This window comes from Nonomuraea recticatena (assembly GCF_039533245.1).
Lineage (GTDB): Bacteria > Actinomycetota > Actinomycetes > Streptosporangiales > Streptosporangiaceae > Nonomuraea > Nonomuraea roseola.
The window spans coordinates 295,930-313,648 of record NZ_BAAATE010000005.1; the positions used below are offsets into that span (position 1 = coordinate 295,930).

A 17,719-nucleotide genomic window follows, 5' to 3' on the forward strand; every position below is an offset into this window, starting at 1 on the left:
CCCGGGCTCCCGTCCGGGGCTTCAGCGTCTGCCGTTGGCGAGGGCCAGCACCTCTTCGGCGGTGGGGGCGGAGTCGGGGTGGTGGGTGAGGCACATCGGCACCCTGATCTGGTGCAGGCCCGTCCCCTCGGTCGCCAGGTAGAACTGGCCGGCCCTCAGCCGTCCGATGTCCGACACGTGGCCGCCCTTGACCCTGGCCATGTCCGTGGCCGCGGCGATCTGGACCGGGGCGTTCAGCAGGCCGAAGAACTGCGTGGCCGCGTTGCCCGGGATGTGGTTGTGCAGGCCCTTCGGCGCCTGGGTGGCGAAGACCAGGCCCAGGCCGTACTTCCTGGCCTGGGAGGCGAGCATCAGCGTGCTCGCCGTGGCGGCGGTGTTCCTGCCGTTGGGAGCGAACGTCTGCGCCTCGTCCATGACCAGGAGCCCGCCGAGCGGCCTGTCCCCCGCGGGGTGGCGCCTGATCCAGGAGAACAGGCCGAGCTGGAGCTGGTTGACGAAGCTCTGCCGCTGCTCCTCGGAGGGCAGCCCCGCCAGGTTGATCACCGACACTCTGGCCCTTCGCCCAGGCTCGGGCGTGAGCAGCACGCCGGGGTCCACCGGCGTGCCGCTCCCGCCGAACAGCGGATCCATGATCGCGGCGGCTCGCAGATTCTGCGCGACGTCGGCGGCCAGCTTGACGGCGTTGGCCAGGTCGCTGACGCCGTCGGGCAGGTCCGACAGCAGCGCGATCAACCCGCCCAGCCCCGTGCCACCGCGCCTGGCGTGGTGCCTGGCCGCCTCCCGGAGCACCGCCTGGGACTGCAGCGCCTTGGCGGTCGCGCCGTCGATCTTGGCCTTCGGCGCGAGCGCGGCCACGGCGGCGTCCAGGGCCTGGCCGAACTCGTCGGGATCGTCCACGAGAGCGCCGAGGTCGGGCAGCGGCTGGAAGGCGAGAGGACGGCCCGCCTGCCTGCCCGGCGTCCAGACCACGACGTCGGTGCCGGCCAGGTACTCCTCGGCCCGCTCCCTGTCGCCCTCCTCCCAGGTGGACGGAGCCTCGGGCCAGGGCGTGCCCAGCCTGGACAGGTCGTTGTTCGGGTCGAGGACGATCGAGGAGACGCCCTGCAGCGCGCACTCCTCGACCAACCTGCGGATCAGCACCGTCTTGCCCGACCCCGAGCCCGCGAAGATCGCCGTGTGCTTCCTCAGCGCCGCCACCGCGATCCGCACTTGCTCGCCTTCGTGCGCCGTCCTGCCCAGCACCAGGTACGGCCTGAGGTCACCGTGCACGGGCCGGGCCGGCGCCTCCTCCACGGGCCGGGCCGGCGCCTCCTCCACGCTCTGCTCGGGGACGGAGGTCGCGGCCGAGGGGAGGGCGATGGGCCCCGTGACGTCGGGATCGTCGGCGGCGCCGGCCTCACCGGCGTCCTCGATGCTCCGGGCGGGCTCGGCGAGCCCGGCGCTGTCCGGGATCTCGTCGGCCTCCGGGCCTGGCGCCTGTCCCCCGGCGAGCGCGGGCGGCCGGCTCAGCGCCTCGACCAGCACCTTCACGTCCTCGGCCGGCCGCCGTGACGCCAGCCACTCCTGCAGGTGGGCGGGCTCCTCTTCGAGCAGCACCCGCAGTGCGGCCAGGACCTTCAGGTCCGACTCCTCCACCCGCAGCACCCTGCCGCCCGCCGCCTCGAACGCGGCCAGCGCCTCGGTGGTCCTGGGCCCGTTCGACCACGCCTGGTTCCGCAGCACGTACAGCCGCCGCTTCGGCACCTCGGCCCGCAGTCCCGCCGAGACGCACGCCGCCCTGAGCCTGTGGAGCGCCGCGACGGCGTTGGCGCTGGCGATACCCCTGAAGCACCAGTGCACCTCGTCCTCGGTCGCCTCGTCCAGCGTCAGCCGGAGGCGGGCGTGCAGGGGCGGCTTGCTGCTCGGCGGAGGGTCCTGGGCGTAGCGGTGCGCCGCGTCCCCTCTGCCCGCCATCCACGCCGAGAGCCCCGCCGACAGCAGACCGGGCATGACGGCGTCCTCGGTCTCGGGCTCGGTGGCGGGTCCCACGTCGGCGCCGTCCCTCAGGAACGCGAAGCGGGCGTCGAGAGCGGCCAGCCCCGTGGGCCCTGACCCCGGCGGCGGAGGCTCGCCCTCACCCTCGCCGCCGCCAGGTTCGTCCAGCCGGTCGAGCTCCCTGATCTCGCCGTCCGCGAGGCAGGCGCGCACGTGATTGTCGATCTTGATGAGGATCTGCCGCGGTGTCAGGCCCACCGCGCTGTCGAAGGCGTCCTCCCTCACCGGCCACGTCGGGTACGGCGGCTCGAAGTCCACCCGCCCGAACCCCGCCGCGAAGCGCCGCTCCACGATGGCCCGCGCGGTCTGCGCGTCCTTCAGCACCCTGAGCGTGGCAGGCTCCCTGAACCTGTCACGGACGGTGGCGGTCGCCTGCTCGCGGATCATCATCCAGGTGTGCGGCAAACACGACAGGACGGTCACCGTCCGCCTGGTGACGTCGCGCAGGGCCATCAGCCCTCCTGCGACCTGCTCGATCACCGCGCCCTGCCCGTCGTCGAGCCTCGACGTCGACTGCGCCACCAGCGCGTCGACCTGGTCGACGGCGATCACCGAGGGCCCGGTCAGCGCGAGCAGCCTCGACAGGTCGCGCACCACCTCCTGGGGCGACCTGTACCCCTTGGTCAGCCCCCACTCCCTGCCCTGTCCCTCGTCGGCGATGGACGACAGGTAGGCCTGCCCGACGTCCTGGGCCGCCAGGTCGTCGGAGGCCAGCAGCACGAGCGCCCTCGCCGTGTCGTGCGCGTCCCTGAGGACCACGCCGCCCTTGCGGCGCAGCGCGCCCACGAACAGGTCCAGCGCCTCGCCGTCCAGCGGGCGCCTGCCGTCGACGGCCCTGCGTACCATCCTCGGCACGTCCGCCAGCGCCGCCAGCCTGTTGAGCAGCAGCCGCAGCTGTGACTGGCCGTCCTCGGCCGGACGCCACAGGCTGTCGAGCATCGCGATCACGATGCTGTCCCAGAAGTTCCTGGCGTCCAGCAGGCCGACCAGGAAGAAGTAGCCGCCCTCACGCTGGGCGTGCTCGCGGGCCCAGCCCAGCAGGTGGGTCTTGCCCGTACCCCGCTGCCCCTGGATCACCACGCCGATCGGGCTGGCGTCCACGCTCTCCTTGGCCTCCGCCAGCCCTCTGCGGATGTCCAGCGCGGCCGTCGAGTGCAGACTCTCCACGTGGTACGGCGAAGGCCGCCACACGTCGTCAGGGGCGTGGACGGCGTTGAGCCTGAGCGCGCCGAGCGCTTCCCACTCCTTCATCGCACGCCGATCGCGAGGTAGTGCTTGTGCTGGTCGCTGATGACCAGCGCGGCCTCGCGATCCTCCGCCCTCAGCGCCTTCTGGTTGTCCTCGGGCACCATGACGACGTCGGGCTGCCTGTTGAGGCTGCGCAACGCGTCGTCCATCAGGTCCCTGGGCAGCTCGCTCAGGCGCCTGCGCAGGTCGGTCAGGCTCACCCAGCCGCCCGGCTCGCGAGCCAGCTCGGTATAGGCCCCGCGCACTCGGCTCTCCACCCCTCCCAGGGCTTCGGTGGCCTCCGGCCGCTCGGCGGCCCCGACGGGCGGCTCAGGCTCGAACAGGTCGCCCAGGCGGTGGTCGGTGCGCTCCATGAAGCGCGCGACACCCGAGGCCAGAGACCGCAGCGCGCCACCCGTCGCCCCTGGCGAGGCGGCCACCCCCTCGCGGAACTCGTCCGCCAGCCGCGCCCATCCCCTGTCGGTCAGCACGTGGATCATGGTCCTGCCATGCGGACGGGTCTCCACCAGCTTCAGCTCGTTCAGGTTCGCCCTGTGCTTGGGGGTCAGCTTGATCCCGTGCTGCTTGGCGAGGTCGGAGTTGAGCACCTCGTCACCCTCGACCATGAGCACGATCATGGCCGCCGTCTCTACAGCTGACAGTTTCATCGCTTGCCTCTCTTGACGAAGTCCTCGATCTCGCGGGCCACGGACCAGGGGTCCGACAGGACGGCGTGGCTGGTGAAGCGCAGCACCACGAAACCGTCCCGCTGCAGCCGTACGTCGCGCTGCCGGTCGGCCGCGAACTTCTCCGGTCGCAGGTGGCTGTCGTCGTCGATCTCCACGATCACGCGGGCCTCGCGCCAGAGCAGGTCCGGCCTGATGGGGTTGGTGAGGGGATGGGCGTGGTAGCCCTGGTTCCACTCCCTGTCGGCCGCCCACGCGCATCCCGCCAGCACGCTCTCCAGGCGCTGCTCCGCCCTGCTCGCGTGATGCGGCCTCCCCCGGGCCACCCGCGCCCCCGACAGCCCGGGAGACGCCCCCGGCAGCGCCACGTGTGTCCCCCGGAACACGACCGACGGCTCCGGATGGGCGGCAGGCGGGTTCGGTGACGCGGGGGGCGGGTTCCGTGGTGCGGCCGGCGGGTTCCGTGGGGCGGGGGGCGGCGGTTCCTGGAGGCGGCACTGGACGTGGAGGCCGCTCCACCGTTCCAGCCACCGGCATCCGGCCGCGAGCACCTCGGCCTCGCTCCCGCTCATCCCCCGTGGCGGGGTCACCGCGATCGTCGATCCCGTGCCGAGCACCCTGCCCAGCCCCGCCGCGCGCACCTCGGCGGGCAGGCGAGCCGTACAAGGGCGGCCGCTGAGCGCCGCCTCGGCGAGGTCGGCGAGGAACGGCCCGAAGTGCCTGTCACCCGCCGCCAGCCGTACGGCCAGCATCCGCACGGCGCGCACGCCTGCGCCCCCGGGCCCCGCGATCTGCTCGGCTCCCGGTAACCACTGGGGGAAGCGGCGCACGGCGAGATCCTCCATGTCGCGCAGCACCGCCGCCACCAGATCGCTCATCCGGCGCGGAGCGGCAGCGGCATGCGTGAGGACGACCGGCGACACTGCGGAATCCCCCCGATTACGGACCATCCACTCTTTGCTGAAGCTATACGTAATCGGCCCCGCCGCACGTGAGTGTTACGAGATGTTCTGGACGCGCGTCGCGATCCCTAAGGACTTCGCCACCGTTGCCCCAAGCCACGCCGACCGCCGCGCCCCCGTGACTAGCTTCGTCATTCGTCGGATCACCGAACACGATCAAGGGGGAACGTGCATGTACAACGCATCACGGGGCATTCGGAGCGTCCTTGCGGTGGCCGTGCTGGCGACGGGGGCGAGCTGGCTTGCAGCGGCGCCCGCGTCGGCCGAGATCTGTGACGAGAAGGTCGTTCTGCTCGACCGCACGACCGTGGCGGGGGTCTGCGAGGAGACGGCCGGGCTGCGCGCGAGGGCCACCAGGACGGCCATGACCGCGCCCAGGGGCTCGGGGCTGTCGATGTCGGCCGAGCGCCTGGCCAAGACGGCGGGACTGCCCGGACTGTCGCGCACCACCGCGGTGCTGAGCCTCGCCGACACGGGCGGCGTCGCCGCGGGAGCGGGACTGCCCTCCCTCCCCTCGGGCGTACCGGGGGAGAAGGGGATCGTGGAGGCTTCCAAGCTGTCGATGACGCCCGACCTGCCGGGGCTGCCGACGCTGCCGAGCACGGAGGCCGTGGACGACGGGTTCAGGCTGGGCGAGCTGGGCGGGCGGGCCGAGGCGGCCCAGGTCGCCGAGGTGGCCGAGGTGGCCGAAGTGAACGCGCCCGAGGTGGCCATGCCCGACGCGGCAGGGGTGACGGGCATGACGGCCCCCATCAACCTGACCCCGCCGATCAACGAGGTGACGGCGAGGGTCGGGGAGCTGGTGGAGAAGCGCGGCGCGCAGGTGCTGCCGCCCCTGTCAGTGACGAACGGCGAAGGGGCCGACGGGCTGGCGGAGGAACTCGACCTGGGCTGAGGGCCCAGCACATCCGCGGGACGCGGCGCGCCTCCGTCCCGCGGATCCACATAGCTGAAGGGCCGTGCCCCCTGGGGCCCGGCCCTTCAGGTGTCAGGAGATCAGCGAGTCGAGCTCGTCCTCGGGCAGGCCGAGGTCGAGCCTGATGCGGTAACGCGTGCGCAGCAGGGCGACGTGCTCGGGATCGTCCTCGGCGCAGGCGAGCACCGCCTGGGTGGCCCACTCGAGCCCGCCCTGCAGATCGCCGTAGGCCACGAGGGTCTCGGCGATGTTGTGGGCAGTCGCCGGGGTGGCGGTGCCCTCGACTCTGAGCGTCTCGATGATCTCTCTCGCCTCGCCTGGCCTGTCGAGCTCGAAGAGCGTGTCGGCGATGCCCGCTCTGGGGTCGATGCCGGACTCACCTCCGTCGTCGACCGCGCGCTGGAAGCACTCCAACGCCCGGGCCGGTTGGCCGGCCTGCCTCCACTCGTCGGCGGCCAGCACGAGGATGGCCGCGCGGGAGACGTCGCCCGACGAATAGGCGACGGCGAGCTCGTCGAGCTGCCTGGCCAGCGATCCGTGGTCGTCCGCCAGTAGGGCCTGCTCAAGCAAGCGATCAAGGTGCTCACGGGTCACATGCGCCACACCGCGAGACTATCGAGCCGCACCGGCTTTTGCCTGGACAATGCGCATCACCGGCCGGGCACGACTTCGGCAACGATTCGTGCAAACCCCATTACTCTCCGCGTATCCGCACAGGACCTTGGGCATATACGGCACACGTCATCAGGGGCGGAAGGGGCTCGGCATGTCCAAGCAATTGACCTTCACGATCGCCTGTGCCGCGGTGTTGTCGGCCGTGATCCCGGGCGCCGCCGGATATTTCTCCGCGAGACTCGATGCTGTGGAGGCGGCCGAACAGCGGGTCTCGGCGCTCCATCAGCGGCTGGCGACCAAGGTGGCCAAGATCTCGCTACCCCGCCCGTGCGGGCCCGGTGGGGAGAGCAGGACGAAGCCCGAGCGAGAACCCGTGCCGGCGGCCTTCGTGCCCGCGCCCGAGACACCCACCTCGCCCAGGAACCGCGGGCCCAGGCAGGACCAGCCGGTGGTGCCCGCGCCGGAGTGGAATCCGAAGCCGATCACGCCTGCTGACGCTGCCGGCGAGGATTGAGCCTGCGCGACAGGAACGACCTGATCAGCTGCTTGGCCGCCGCCACGATCTCGGGCTCGCCCTTGGGGTCGCGGCGGAAGGCCAGCTTGAGCACGGCGTCGCCCGCCTCGACGGCGACCAGCACGGCCACGTCGAGCTCCTCGCTGTCGGCCAGGCCGTACTCCTCGAGCAGCAGACCGCGCAGCCGGCCGGCGATCACCATGTTGTTCTCGGAGTCGGAGTCGAGCAGGTTGAGGTCGACGACGTCGCCGAAGTGGAGGCTCTTGAAGCCCGGCACGCTCCTGTGCATGTCGACGTACTCGTCGATGATCGCGTCGACCGCCTCCCACCACCCGCGATAGTCCTCGTCGAGGAAGCGGGCGCCCACCCTGGAGACGAACAGCTCCACGTTGCGCCTGGTCACCTCCTGGGTGATGGCGCGTTTGTCGGGGAAGAACTGGTAGACCGACCCGATGGCCACCCCTGCCCGCTCGGCGATGCGCGTGGTGGACAGCGCCTCGTAACCGACGTCGTCGAGCAGGTGGGCACACGCGTCGAGCATGCGCTCGACCCTGCGGGCGCTACGGCGCTGCGTGGGCTGACGGCGGAGCGGGGTGGGCTCGGTGCCGTCGTCGTCAACCGGCAAGGAGGACACGGTCTTCATCTTGCCTCCAATCGGCCGCCCCGTCCCTGGAAAAGGCTGATTGTAGAAAGACGTGCAATGCGGCTCACCCGTCGGTCGTCCACTCGGCGAACTCGGCGATCAGTGCGGCGACCGTCTCCGGCCGCGAGCGCTGCGCCCAGTGGTCGGCGACGATCCTCCTGTGCCTGAACTTCGGCGCCCACTGGCCGAGGGAGGCGAGCAGCCAGGGGGAGACGTAGTGGTCGCGCGTGCTCTCGATCAGCTGGACGGGCACGTTCACGTGCGGGTCACCAGGACGGCTCAGCCCGCCGGCCATGTTGGCCCGGTAGAGCTTGAGCCCGTTGCGGGCGTCGGCGGCGGTGGCGCCCAGCGCACGGGCCAGGGGCGCCATGACCAGTTCGGGCAGCACCGGCAGCTGGAAGGCGGCGATGTACCACGAGCGGAGCAGCTGCCCTGCCGCCCTGAGGGGACCCGCCTGGCGGAAGAAGGCGGCGGCCTGGTCGAGCCCAGGACCTCCGAGCGAGGTGAAGGAGGCGAGCCTGTCGCTCCTGCCGGCGAAGTACCACCCCTGGATGGAGCCCCAGTCGTGGGCGGCGAGGTGGACCTTGGGCTTGCCGACGGCGTCGAGCACGGCGTCCATGTCGGCTGCCAGCCTGTCGAGCCGGTAGTCGCCGACCGCGCGCGGCGCCGACGACCCGCCCGCCCCCCTCACGTCGTAGCGGACGACGTGGAAGCGGTCCTGGAGCAGGTCGGCGACCTGGTCCCACACGCGGTGGTCGTCGGGGTAGCCGTGCAGCAGCACGATCGTCGGGCCGGCGGGGTCGCCCTGCTCGTAGACCGCCAGCCGTACCTCACCGGAGGCTATTAGACGCACAGTCCAAAGATTAGCTGTCCTCGGGGCTGGCGGCCAGGCCCGTGCAGGAACGCAGGCTCTTCCAGTTGGTGATGGCCTGGGTCCTGGCCGCGCCGGTGAGCGGGATCGGGACGCCGCCCTGGATCGTGGCGGGGGTCCACTTGTTCTTCAGCACCTTGCGGCCGTCGATGGTCAGCGTGAGCACGCCCGTCCTGCCCGTCTCGGGCCCCCAGTTGTAGAAGACGAAGTTGCCCATGCCGTAGTTGACGTAGGCGTTGCCCAGGTAGCCGCTGCCGAGCAGGATGTGCGCGTGGCCGCCGACGATGACGTCCGCGCCCGCCTTGACCAGCTTGGGGGCGAGGGAGCGCTGGGCGGGGTTGGGGCACTTCTGCATCTCCGTGCCCCAGTGCAGGTGCACGATCACCGTGTCGGAGGACTTGCGGGCCTGCCGTACCGCCCTGATGAGCCTGTCCTCGTTCTTGGCGGAGGCCAGCCCGCCCTTGGAACCGGCGGCGCTCCACGACTGGATGAACTCCGCGTCGAGCACCTGGGTGGCCCCGATGATCGACACGCGGTTGCCGTTGACCGTGACGCGGTAGGGCTTGTACGCCTCCGTCTCGTTCCTGCCGATGCCCACGACGGGGAACCTCGAGCGCTTGATCGCGGCCATGGAGTCGGCCAGACCGCTCTCCATGTAGTCCATGCCGTGGTTGTTGGCCATGGAGACCACGTCGACGCCCGCCGCCTTGAGCGCGGTGAAGGCCGTGGCGGGGGCGCGGAAGGTGTACTGCTTGCCGGGCGCCGGCGTGCCGCCCGTCGTGATCGCGGTCTCCAGGTTGATCATCGCGAGGTCCGACGCCTTCAGCACCTTGGCGATCGGGCCGAGCGCGGTGCGCGGGTTGGCGAGCCTGCTGCGCAGCACGCCCTCGAAGTGCACGTCACCGCCGAAGGAGATGGTGTACGGCCGGCGCTCCGGCTCCTCGGGGAGGCTCGGGGCGATCGTCGGCTTCTCGGCCACGTCTGCCGCCTGATCCGATTTCGCCGCCGAACAAGCGGTCAGCGCTATCGCGACCCCCACGGCGATGACGGCGTGGCTCGGTCTCATCTGCCCTCCTGATCTTCAGGCACCGAGCATGCCATGGGCACGCTCACTGTGCGCGGTGAGCCACACCACGGCCGAGCGTGTCGCCTCGTCGACGGGGGTGTAGACGGTCATGCGGGTCTCCGGTGCCGAGGCGCAGTTGAACATCGCGCTCGTGAAGCGCAGCTCCCCCACGACCTCGTTGTTGAAGGTCTTGGCGCGCGAGCGGGGATCGGCCACGTCGTGGGTGGCCCACAGCGCGGCGAACTCGGGGCTGGCCGCCGACAGCCGCTTCACGAAGTCGCGCCAGCACGGGTCGTCGGCGTGACGGGTGTAGGCGCCACGGAAGACGGCGACGCTGCCGTGGAGCTCCTGCTCCCTGTTGACCAGCGCGGTACGCCACTCGCGGTGGACGAAGCACTGCCAGAGGGAGTTGCGCTCCTCGACCGGCGCGCTGACCAGCTCGGGGAAGAGCGCGGCGTAGGCGGGGTTCCACGCCAGGACGTCGTGGCGGCTGTTGCTGTAGGCGGCGGGCAACGGGCTGAGCTGATCGATGATCACCTGCATCGACGGGGTGACGAGACCGCCATCGGGCGTGGGGGCCGCCTCGGCGTGCCCGGCCAGCAGGTGGAGCTGGTGACGCTCGGCGGCGTCGAGCATGAGGGTGCGGGCGATGGAGTCGAGCACCTGGAGGCTGACGTTGATCGGCCGTCCCTGCTCCAGCCAGGTGTACCAGGTCACCCCGACCCCGGCGAGCTGGGCGACCTCCTCCCTGCGCAGCCCCGGCGTACGCCTGCGGGTGCCGGGCGGCAGCCCCACCATCTCGGGCGTGACCCGCTCACGCCTGGTGCGGAGGAATGCCGCCAGGTCGTCACGCCTTTTACTCATCCAGGTGCCGCCAATACCGGGATAAAGGGACTCTTTTTACTAGTATCTACTTTCTACCACTCTGGAAGCATGATCCAAGCTCCGCCCGTCGAGAAGTCCACGACCAGGAGCGGTGGCCTGCTCCTTGCGATCGTCCTTCTCGGCCAGTTCCTCGCCGTCCTGAACGTCAACATCGTGAACGTCGCCACTCCGACGATCGAGGCCGACCTGCACTCCTCTGGCGCGGGACTGCAGATGATCGTCGCCGGCTACACCATCACCTATGCCGTCCTGTTGATCACCGGTGCCCGTGTCGGCGACCTGTTCGGCTATCGCAACACCTTCCTGACCGGCCTGGCCCTCTTCACGCTCACCACGCTCGGCTGCGGACTCGCCCCCTCCACGGGCTGGCTGGTCGCCTTCCGCTTCGCTCAGGGCGCGGGAGCCGCCCTGATGATGCCGCAGGTGCTGACCCTGATCCAGCACAACTACCAGGGTGAGGCCAGAGGCAGGGCGCTCGGCCTCTGGTCGGCCGTCGTGAGCGGCGGCATCGTGGTCGGACAGGCGCTCGGCGGCATCCTGCTCGGCTTCGGGGCAGGCTGGCGGATCGTCTTCCTGGTGCTCGTGCCCGTTGGAGCGCTCCTTCTTCTCGCGGGGCTCAAGGTGCTGCCCGCCGACCAGGGCGGCGGCAGGGCCGGCCTCGACCCTCTGGGGCTGGTCACGCTGTCGGCGGCGGTCCTGCTGTTCATCGTGCCGCTGGTGCTCGGCCGCGATCTCGGCTGGCCGTTGTGGGGCTGGGCCTCGATGACGCTCAGCCTGGTGATGTTCGCCGTCTTCGTCCAGGTGGAGCGATGGGTGACGGCGCGGGGCGGCAGGCCGCTGGTGGACGCGAGGGTGCTGCGGGCGCCCGGCATGCGGCCGGGTCTCGCGGTGCTGCTGTTCGGCCCGGCCACCTGGGGCGCCTTCCTGTTCACCTCGGCGCTGCACCTGCAGGGGGAGTTGCACCTGAGCCCGCTGATGTCCGGACTGATGCTGGTGCCGTGCGCGGTGGCCTTCGCGTTGGTCGGGCTGGCCTGGCCCAAGCTCCCCCAGCGCTTCCAGCGCTCGCTGGTGCCCGTCGGGTACGTCGTGGCCGCGCCGGCCTACCTCGGACTGGCGGCCGCTTCGGGGGGCGGCGTGCCGTACGCGGTCCTGAGCGCGCTGATCGGCGCGGGGCTCGGCGTGCAGATCGCCGTGACCAACCTGGCCACCCAGCAGGTCGAGAGCGCCTACGCCGCCGACGCGAGCGGCGCGCTGCTCACGGTGATGCAACTCGGCCAGGTGATCGGCGTGGCCACGGTCGGCACGCTGTTCATCTCCCTCATGCACGGCCAGACGGGCCAGGCCTCCTTCGGGACGGCTGTCGCGTTGGCGGCGCTCGCCGTACTGGCCGGCTTGAGCTCACTCTTCCTCGTCAAGGCAAAGGTCTCCCCCGCCCGGACGTGAATGATTCGAGTCTCAGGGTGCGGCGGCCCATGGTGAGAACGAAGTGTTCACGACGGAGGCGGGGCGTCGCTTCTGGGAGCGGACTCGCGAGCACCGGATGAGCGTGGCGAAGAACAAGCGCCATGCCAGCTTCGCCATGATCCTCGACAGCGTCGGGAAGGCCACGCCGCCACCCGCGCGTAGTGCGCCAAGACCGCGGGCGATCGCGCTGGTCGGCGTGTTGATGTGGGCCAGGAGGCGCCGCTCCAGGCGCGTGCCATGATGTGCGCGGCTTCCGCGGTGCTCTGACGGGGCCGGCTGAGGTGGAGCGGCCCTGTGGGTTGTGTCAGCAACCTGCCAGGGCCGTTCTTCACGCGCTCGCGGTAAGCGTGGCGAGGTCGAACTCGCCGTCACGAACCCCGGCCGTGAAAGCGGCCCACTCGCTCGGAGTGAAGACCAGGACGGGACCGTCCTGCACCTTGCTGTCCCTGAGCGCGACGCTGCCGTCGGCGAGGCTGGCGACCTCGACGCAGGTGGAAGCGCCGTTGCAGAAGCTGCTCTTCTGCCAGGCCGCCCTGGTGGTGTCGATGTGCATTTTCTCCCCAAATGGGTAAAAGGGGCACCTTTGCCCCTTTGAAGGCTTCGTCGTCACCTTCCCCACATCATTGCCTTTCGCTGGATGAGCACGCGGGACTCGTTCTCGTCAAGCGCTTCGGCCCTGATGTGGTCGAAGGCTGTTTCGTATCCAGCCACCATCTCGAGGTCTTCGACGAAGCGTGGGTTGTACAACTGCTCCAGATATACGACATCGTCGAAAGCCGCGAACTTCAGGTGGATGAAGGCGCCGGTGTTGACCGGATGGAGTGATTCCAGCGGCAACACCTGCACAGAGACGTGCGGCAGCACGGAGAGCTGAATCAGATGCTCCATCTGCGCACGCATGACCGAGGGCTCGCCGAAACGCCGCATCAACGCCGACTCGTCCAGGATGATGTGCAGGATGCATGGATCCGCCCGATGCAGGACACGCTGCTGCCTGTCGAGCCGGGCTTCGACCCGGCTTCGGACACCGCTGTGCGTGATACGCACGATGCCACGGGAGGCCAGGATCACTTCCCGCGCATAGTCCTCGGTCTGCAAAAGGCCAGGCACAACCTGGGGTTCCCAGTTCTGTTGGGACGTGGCCTCCGCCTCCAGCCCGAGAAGTCTGGTGTATCCCCCGGGCAGGGTGCCTTCGTAATCCTCCCACCAGCCCCGCTGATATGCATCCACCACAAGGCCGAGCAGTTCGTCGAGTTTTTGGTCATCGCACTTGTAGAGCTTCGCGAAGGCCTGGACGTCGTCGTGGCTCGGCTTGGTCTTGGCGGCTTCTATGCGGCTCACCTTGCTGGGTGACCAGCCGAGCTCCTTGGCCGCTCTCGCGCCCGTCAGGCCTCTGCGCTCGCGCAGTTGGCGGAGCTCCTGACCTAGCTTGAGCCTGCGCACCGTGGGGCTGGCCTGCTCTGGTGGCACCGTCCACTCTCCTCACCGGAAATGAAGGTGTAACGGAGAAGAACCGTTTGAGCCCCGAATTTCTGGGCCGTTCGGCCAATCTTACACTGCAAGTTGCACGGAGACTCGCACGAAGGCTTGCCTCAAGGCTGACATGGAGAGACGGTGGGGGCAAGCAAAAGCCCAGCGGTCAGGGGGTGGGCTCGTGATGGTTTACCGGGAGCCCCGGCAGCCTCTGACATTTCGCGTGCAAGTTGCAGGTACTCATGCGGCGCATGTCCCAGCGGGAATTGCGAAGAAATTTGAATTTTCTCCCGCCAGACTATTGCCGGGGCCAGGTCACGGAGGGACGATCAGGCTCAGGAAGGCGAGATGACGATGCGCACTCGGGCCTTTCGCAGACGCTCAAGCGCGGCCGTCTGGGCCGCCCCTTTCCGGCAACGGCGCCGTTCAGATATGCAGGTCCGCCGAAAGGAACTCAGCACAAAGCCGGACCGACGCTGGTCTCCCACCGTCACGCGATCGGGCTGCCACCCGGTGACGGCCGAGCTCTTCAGCGCCCGGTCCGGCCCAGAAGTCCACCTCAGAAATGCCGCGAAAGGGGTCTTCTATGTTGTACTCACAAGGTACCAAGGGACTCGGTCGAATCAAGCCCCGGATCCGGGAACTCGTCGCGTGGACGGATCGCGAGATCTGCATGGAGTACGACGAGTTCGCGCACCGGCGCGGCTGGACCGTCGCCCGCACGGGGTTCGGCTCCCGCTCCTACCGCGACCCACGGTTCGACCAGCTCAGGGTGTTGCGCGCCTCCCTCATCCCAGAGGAGGTGTCGTGAGATGTCCCGCAATCCTCGGCATCAGATCTACCCGGCGGTCGGCGACCTGCCGGCTGCCGAGCGCTCCGGCTCTCTCGTCAGGCTCTGGCGGATGCGCACCGAACTCCTGCTGACCGCAGGAGTGGCGCTGGTGCTGCTCGCCGCCGTCGGCGGCGGGCGATGGGTGCCCTTCCTCGCGCTCACCAGCGCGGTCTCGGTGCCCGCCGTCACCCGCGTCGGACGCAACTGGATCGTCGCGCACGCCTGGTGCGTAGCCTCCAGGCATCGGCTGCAGCGGCTCTGCCTGGAGACGACCATGCACACCAGGGCGGGCAGGATCCCGCTCATCCTGTGGATCACGCCGACGGCCCGTGGGGAGAAGGCGCTGGTTCTCACCAGAGCGGGCATCTGCGCGGAGGACTTCGAGGCCTTCGCGGGGGAGATCGAGGCGGCCTGCTTCGCGCGGGACGTCAGGATCCGAAAGCACCGCAGATGGGCCCACCTGGTGATCGTCGAGATCATCCGCAGGGACCAGAGCGAGGGCGCGGTCGCGCCGGGTGTCGAACGGCTGTACGGCAGGAGCGGCTGGGTCTCGCTGAAATCCACCCGCGCCGAGACCGAGGAGCCACCCGGCAGAGCGCCCGCGCTGCTCATCCCGGCCTGACTTCCCTCAGGCCACGCACCGGGAAGGCCACGCACCGGGGACGCTCCACGGCGGACGGGCGTCCCCTGAACCGTGGCGGTGAAAGCCAGACATTGGGGCCTTCCCACCGCCCGCCGGACCGGACAAGATGAGTTCGGATGACGAACTCAGGAGCAGCGATGACGACCGTGCACCGCACCTGCCCTCTCTGCGAGGCCGTCTGCGGCCTGACGCTCACGCTCGACGACAGCGGCCACGTCACCGGCGTCAGAGGCGACAAGGACGACCCTTTCAGCAAGGGCTTCATCTGTCCCAAGGGCGCCAGCCTCGGCCATCTCGACGAGGACCCCGACCGGCTGAGCAAGCCGCTGGTCAGGGAGGGCGACCAGTGGCGGGAGGTGTCGTGGGACGAGGCGTTCGCCACGGTCGCCCGCGCGCTCGAAGGGGTCAGGGACAGGCAGACGATCGCCGTCTACCTGGGCAATCCTGGGGCGCACACGATGGCGGGGGCGCTCTACACCGCGCCGCTGATCAGGGCGCTCGGCACCCGCAACGTCTTCTCGGCCAGCACCGCCGACCAGATGCCCAAGCACGTGGCCAGCGGGCTGATGTTCGGCCACCCGCTGCACATCCCCGTCCCCGATCTCGACAGGACCGACTACCTGCTGATGCTCGGCGCCAACCCGCTGGAGTCCAACGGCTCGCTGTGCACCGCCCCCGACTTCCCCGGCAGGCTGAAGGCGATCAGGAGACGCGGAGGGAAGGTCGTCGTGGTGGACCCGCGGCGCACCAGGACCGCCGCCCAGGCCGACGAGCACGTGTTCGTCCGGCCGGGCAGCGACGCCTACCTGCTCTTCGGCCTGGTGCACACGCTCTTCGCCGAGCAGCTCACCAGCGTCTCTGTCGAGGTCAACGGCCTCGAGGAGGTCAGGGAGGCGGCCAAGCACTTCCCGCCTGAGGTGGTCGCCCGCCGTACGGGGGTGCCGGAGGAGACGATCGTCAGGCTGGCCCGCGAGCTGGCGGCGGCGCCCACGGCGGCGGTGTACGCCAGGATCGGCACCTGCACGCAGGAGTTCGGGACGCTGGCCCAGTGGCTGGTCGACGTGCTCAACACGCTCACCGGCAACCTCGACAGGCCGGGCGGCGCGATGTTCCCCAAGCCGGCCACCGAACCGCCGAGGAGCCGCAGGCCGTACACGACCGGCAGGTGGAAGAGCCGCGTGCGCGGTCTGCCCGAGGCCAACGGCGAGCTGCCGGTGGCGACGCTGGCCGACGAGATCGAGACGCCGGGCGAGGGTCAGGTGCGCTTCCTGGTGACGGTGGCGGGCAACCCCGTGCTGTCGGCGCCGAACGGATCCAGGCTGGACGAGGCGTTCGGGCAGCTCGACTTCATGGTCAGCGTCGATCCCTACCTCAACGAGACGACCAGGCACGCGAACGTGATCCTGCCGCCGCCGAGAGTGCTGCAGTCGGGCCACTACGACTTCGCGCTGCTGGGCTTCGCGGTGCGCAACTACACGCGCTACTCGCGTCCCGCCCTGCCTCTCGGCGAGCGGCCGTCGGAGTCGGAGATCATGGCGCGGCTCGCGATGATCGCCTCGGGGCTCGAAGGCGATCTGGACGAGTTCATCATCGACCAGACGCTCCAGAAGGCCGGAGTGGAGCTCCAGCTCACCGGAGAGACGGGGGCCGAGCGCAGGCTCGACATGATGCTGAAGCTCGGGCCGTACGGGCTGTCGCTGGAGAAGCTGCGTGAGAACCCGCACGGGCTCGACCTCGGTGCGCTGGAGCCACGGCTGCCGGGGATCCTGCGTACCGCCTCCGGGCTGGTCGAGCTGGCGCCTCCGCAGCTCATGGAGGACGTCGAACGGCTGAGAGAGCGGCTCGATCAGGCGCCGCCCGAGATGGTGCTGATCGGCAGGCGCCACCTGCGCTCGAACAACAGCTGGATGCACAACGTCGGCACGCTGGTCGGCGGCAGCAACAGGTGCACGCTGCAGATCAACCCCGCCGACGTCGCCAGGCTGGGCCTGGAGCAGCAGGCGGTGATCACGTCGGCGACCGGGCGGCTCACGGTGACGCTGGAGCCGACGGACACGATCATGCCGGGCGTGGTGAGCCTGCCGCACGGATGGGGCCACGCGGGCAGCGCGCAGGCCGTCGCGGCCGAGCACGCGGGAGTCAGCGCGAACGTCCTGACCGATGACTCAGCGATCGACATACCTTCCGGCAACGCCGTGTTCAACGGCGTTCCGGTGACGATTGCCTCCCTGTGATCGTTGCGGTCGACCGGACACGTCGGACATTAATAGGGTGTCGCGCGTGACTACCACGCAAGAAGAGGACCGACTGAACGCCCAGATCGCCTTCGCAGTGGAGATCGACAAGCTGAAGCGGGTGATCCGCCGCAACAGCCTCATGGACGGATCACGCCGTGAGAACGACGCCGAGCACTCGTGGTACGTCGGCCTGCTGGCGATGATCCTCGCCGAGCACGCCCCGCAGGGGACCGACATCCAGCGGGTGGTCGCCATGCTGCTCGTCCACGACCTCGTCGAGATCGACGCGGGCGACACCTTCATCTACGACCCTGTCGCGGTGGCCGCGCAGATCGACGCCGAGCGCGCCGCCGCCGACCGGATCTTCGCCCTGCTCCCCTCCGACCAGGCCGTGCTCTTCAGGGAGCTGTGGGAGGAGTTCGAGGCCCGCGAGACGGTCGAGGCGCGCTTCGCCAAGGCCCTCGACAGGTTCGCCCCGATCCTGGCCAACCACCACACCGAGGGCGGCACCTGGCCGCTGTTCAAGGTGACGGCCGGCCAGGTGCGCGAGAAGGTGAAGATCATCGAGGATGGCTCGGAGTCACTCGGCGTCTACGCCAACGAGTTGATCGACCTCTCGGTCAGCCGGGGGCATCTGTCCGAGTGATCCCC

General features: G+C 69.9%; 18 protein-coding genes. 8 read left to right on the plus strand and 10 right to left on the minus strand.

The window, feature by feature from the left end; translation table 11 throughout:
- Positions 1-21 precede the first annotated feature (21 nt).
- The 3 genes from ABFX50_RS12970 to ABFX50_RS12980 are packed head-to-tail and all read right to left on the minus strand — an operon-like array spanning position 22 to position 4,870.
- Positions 22-3,285 (minus strand): helicase HerA domain-containing protein, encoded by a 3,264-nt coding sequence (locus tag ABFX50_RS12970; RefSeq protein WP_346146157.1) that lies wholly within the window; start codon positions 3,283-3,285, stop codon positions 22-24.
- Positions 3,282-3,929: a hypothetical protein gene (locus ABFX50_RS12975; protein WP_346146159.1), complete on the minus strand. Its 648-nt coding sequence runs from the start codon at positions 3,927-3,929 to the stop codon at positions 3,282-3,284. The genes ABFX50_RS12970 and ABFX50_RS12975 overlap by 4 nt, the downstream gene beginning before the upstream one ends.
- Complete coding sequence (locus tag ABFX50_RS12980) at positions 3,926-4,870, minus strand: endonuclease domain-containing protein (RefSeq protein ID WP_346146161.1); 945 nt, start codon at positions 4,868-4,870, stop codon at positions 3,926-3,928. The genes ABFX50_RS12975 and ABFX50_RS12980 overlap by 4 nt, the downstream gene beginning before the upstream one ends.
- A gap of 250 nt (positions 4,871-5,120) precedes the next feature.
- Here ABFX50_RS12980 and ABFX50_RS12985 point away from each other — a divergent pair, with 250 nt between their 5' ends.
- Positions 5,121-5,804, plus strand: coding sequence for a hypothetical protein (locus ABFX50_RS12985; RefSeq protein ID WP_346146163.1), 684 nt, complete (start codon positions 5,121-5,123; stop codon positions 5,802-5,804).
- 93 nt (positions 5,805-5,897) lie between these two features.
- On the opposite strand, the gene ABFX50_RS12990 is transcribed toward ABFX50_RS12985, so the two are convergent.
- Positions 5,898-6,395: a tetratricopeptide repeat protein gene (locus tag ABFX50_RS12990; protein ID WP_221241227.1), complete on the minus strand. Its 498-nt coding sequence runs from the start codon at positions 6,393-6,395 to the stop codon at positions 5,898-5,900.
- 196 nt (positions 6,396-6,591) lie between these two features.
- Here ABFX50_RS12990 and ABFX50_RS12995 point away from each other — a divergent pair, with 196 nt between their 5' ends.
- Positions 6,592-6,954 (plus strand): hypothetical protein, encoded by a 363-nt coding sequence (locus ABFX50_RS12995; protein WP_346146165.1) that lies wholly within the window; start codon positions 6,592-6,594, stop codon positions 6,952-6,954.
- On the opposite strand, the gene ABFX50_RS13000 is transcribed toward ABFX50_RS12995, so the two are convergent.
- The 4 genes from ABFX50_RS13000 to ABFX50_RS13015 form a co-directional block, all read right to left on the minus strand.
- On the minus strand, positions 6,923-7,597 hold the full coding sequence (locus ABFX50_RS13000) for a TetR/AcrR family transcriptional regulator (RefSeq protein ID WP_346146167.1): 675 nt from the start codon (positions 7,595-7,597) through the stop codon (positions 6,923-6,925). The two genes, ABFX50_RS12995 and ABFX50_RS13000, sit on opposite strands and share 32 nt — an antisense overlap.
- Before the next feature lie 64 nt (positions 7,598-7,661).
- Positions 7,662-8,450 carry an alpha/beta fold hydrolase gene (locus ABFX50_RS13005; RefSeq protein WP_346146169.1) on the minus strand — a complete coding sequence of 263 codons (789 nt, stop codon included), beginning with the start codon at positions 8,448-8,450 and terminating at the stop codon, positions 7,662-7,664.
- Positions 8,451-8,460: 10 nt separating this feature from the next.
- Positions 8,461-9,534, minus strand: a complete 1,074-nt coding sequence (locus ABFX50_RS13010; RefSeq protein ID WP_183652203.1) for a CapA family protein — start codon at positions 9,532-9,534, stop codon at positions 8,461-8,463.
- A gap of 15 nt (positions 9,535-9,549) precedes the next feature.
- Complete coding sequence (locus ABFX50_RS13015) at positions 9,550-10,398, minus strand: helix-turn-helix transcriptional regulator (protein ID WP_183652206.1); 849 nt, start codon at positions 10,396-10,398, stop codon at positions 9,550-9,552.
- Positions 10,399-10,467: 69 nt separating this feature from the next.
- Between ABFX50_RS13015 and ABFX50_RS13020 the strand changes: the two genes are divergently transcribed.
- Positions 10,468-11,862 carry an MFS transporter gene (locus tag ABFX50_RS13020; protein WP_346146172.1) on the plus strand — a complete coding sequence of 465 codons (1,395 nt, stop codon included), beginning with the start codon at positions 10,468-10,470 and terminating at the stop codon, positions 11,860-11,862.
- Positions 11,863-11,905: 43 nt separating this feature from the next.
- Positions 11,906-12,124, plus strand: a complete 219-nt coding sequence (locus ABFX50_RS13025) for a DUF6082 family protein (RefSeq protein ID WP_346146174.1) — start codon at positions 11,906-11,908, stop codon at positions 12,122-12,124.
- A gap of 87 nt (positions 12,125-12,211) precedes the next feature.
- Here ABFX50_RS13025 and ABFX50_RS13030 read toward each other — a convergent pair whose 3' ends face one another.
- Together ABFX50_RS13030 and ABFX50_RS13035 are read right to left on the minus strand one after the other, a co-directional pair.
- The gene (locus tag ABFX50_RS13030; protein WP_346146176.1) at positions 12,212-12,436 is read right to left on the minus strand and encodes a DUF397 domain-containing protein; all 225 of its coding nucleotides are present in this window, start codon (positions 12,434-12,436) and stop codon (positions 12,212-12,214) included.
- A 53-nt stretch (positions 12,437-12,489) separates the two neighbouring features.
- On the minus strand, positions 12,490-13,353 hold the full coding sequence (locus ABFX50_RS13035) for a helix-turn-helix domain-containing protein (RefSeq protein WP_346146177.1): 864 nt from the start codon (positions 13,351-13,353) through the stop codon (positions 12,490-12,492).
- Positions 13,354-14,029: 676 nt separating this feature from the next.
- Here ABFX50_RS13035 and ABFX50_RS13040 point away from each other — a divergent pair.
- The 4 genes from ABFX50_RS13040 (at position 14,030) to ABFX50_RS13055 (ending at position 17,714) form a co-directional block, all read left to right on the plus strand.
- On the plus strand, positions 14,030-14,167 hold the full coding sequence (locus ABFX50_RS13040) for a hypothetical protein (protein ID WP_183652219.1): 138 nt from the start codon (positions 14,030-14,032) through the stop codon (positions 14,165-14,167).
- A gap of 1 nt (position 14,168) precedes the next feature.
- Entirely contained in the window at positions 14,169-14,810 is a 642-nt protein-coding gene (locus ABFX50_RS13045; RefSeq protein WP_346146180.1) for a hypothetical protein, read from the plus strand.
- Positions 14,811-14,968: 158 nt separating this feature from the next.
- Positions 14,969-17,065: a molybdopterin-dependent oxidoreductase gene (locus ABFX50_RS13050; RefSeq protein WP_346146181.1), complete on the plus strand. Its 2,097-nt coding sequence runs from the start codon at positions 14,969-14,971 to the stop codon at positions 17,063-17,065.
- 46 nt (positions 17,066-17,111) lie between these two features.
- Positions 17,112-17,714: an HD domain-containing protein gene (locus ABFX50_RS13055; RefSeq protein ID WP_346126938.1), complete on the plus strand. Its 603-nt coding sequence runs from the start codon at positions 17,112-17,114 to the stop codon at positions 17,712-17,714.
- The last annotated feature ends 5 nt before the right edge of the window (positions 17,715-17,719 follow it).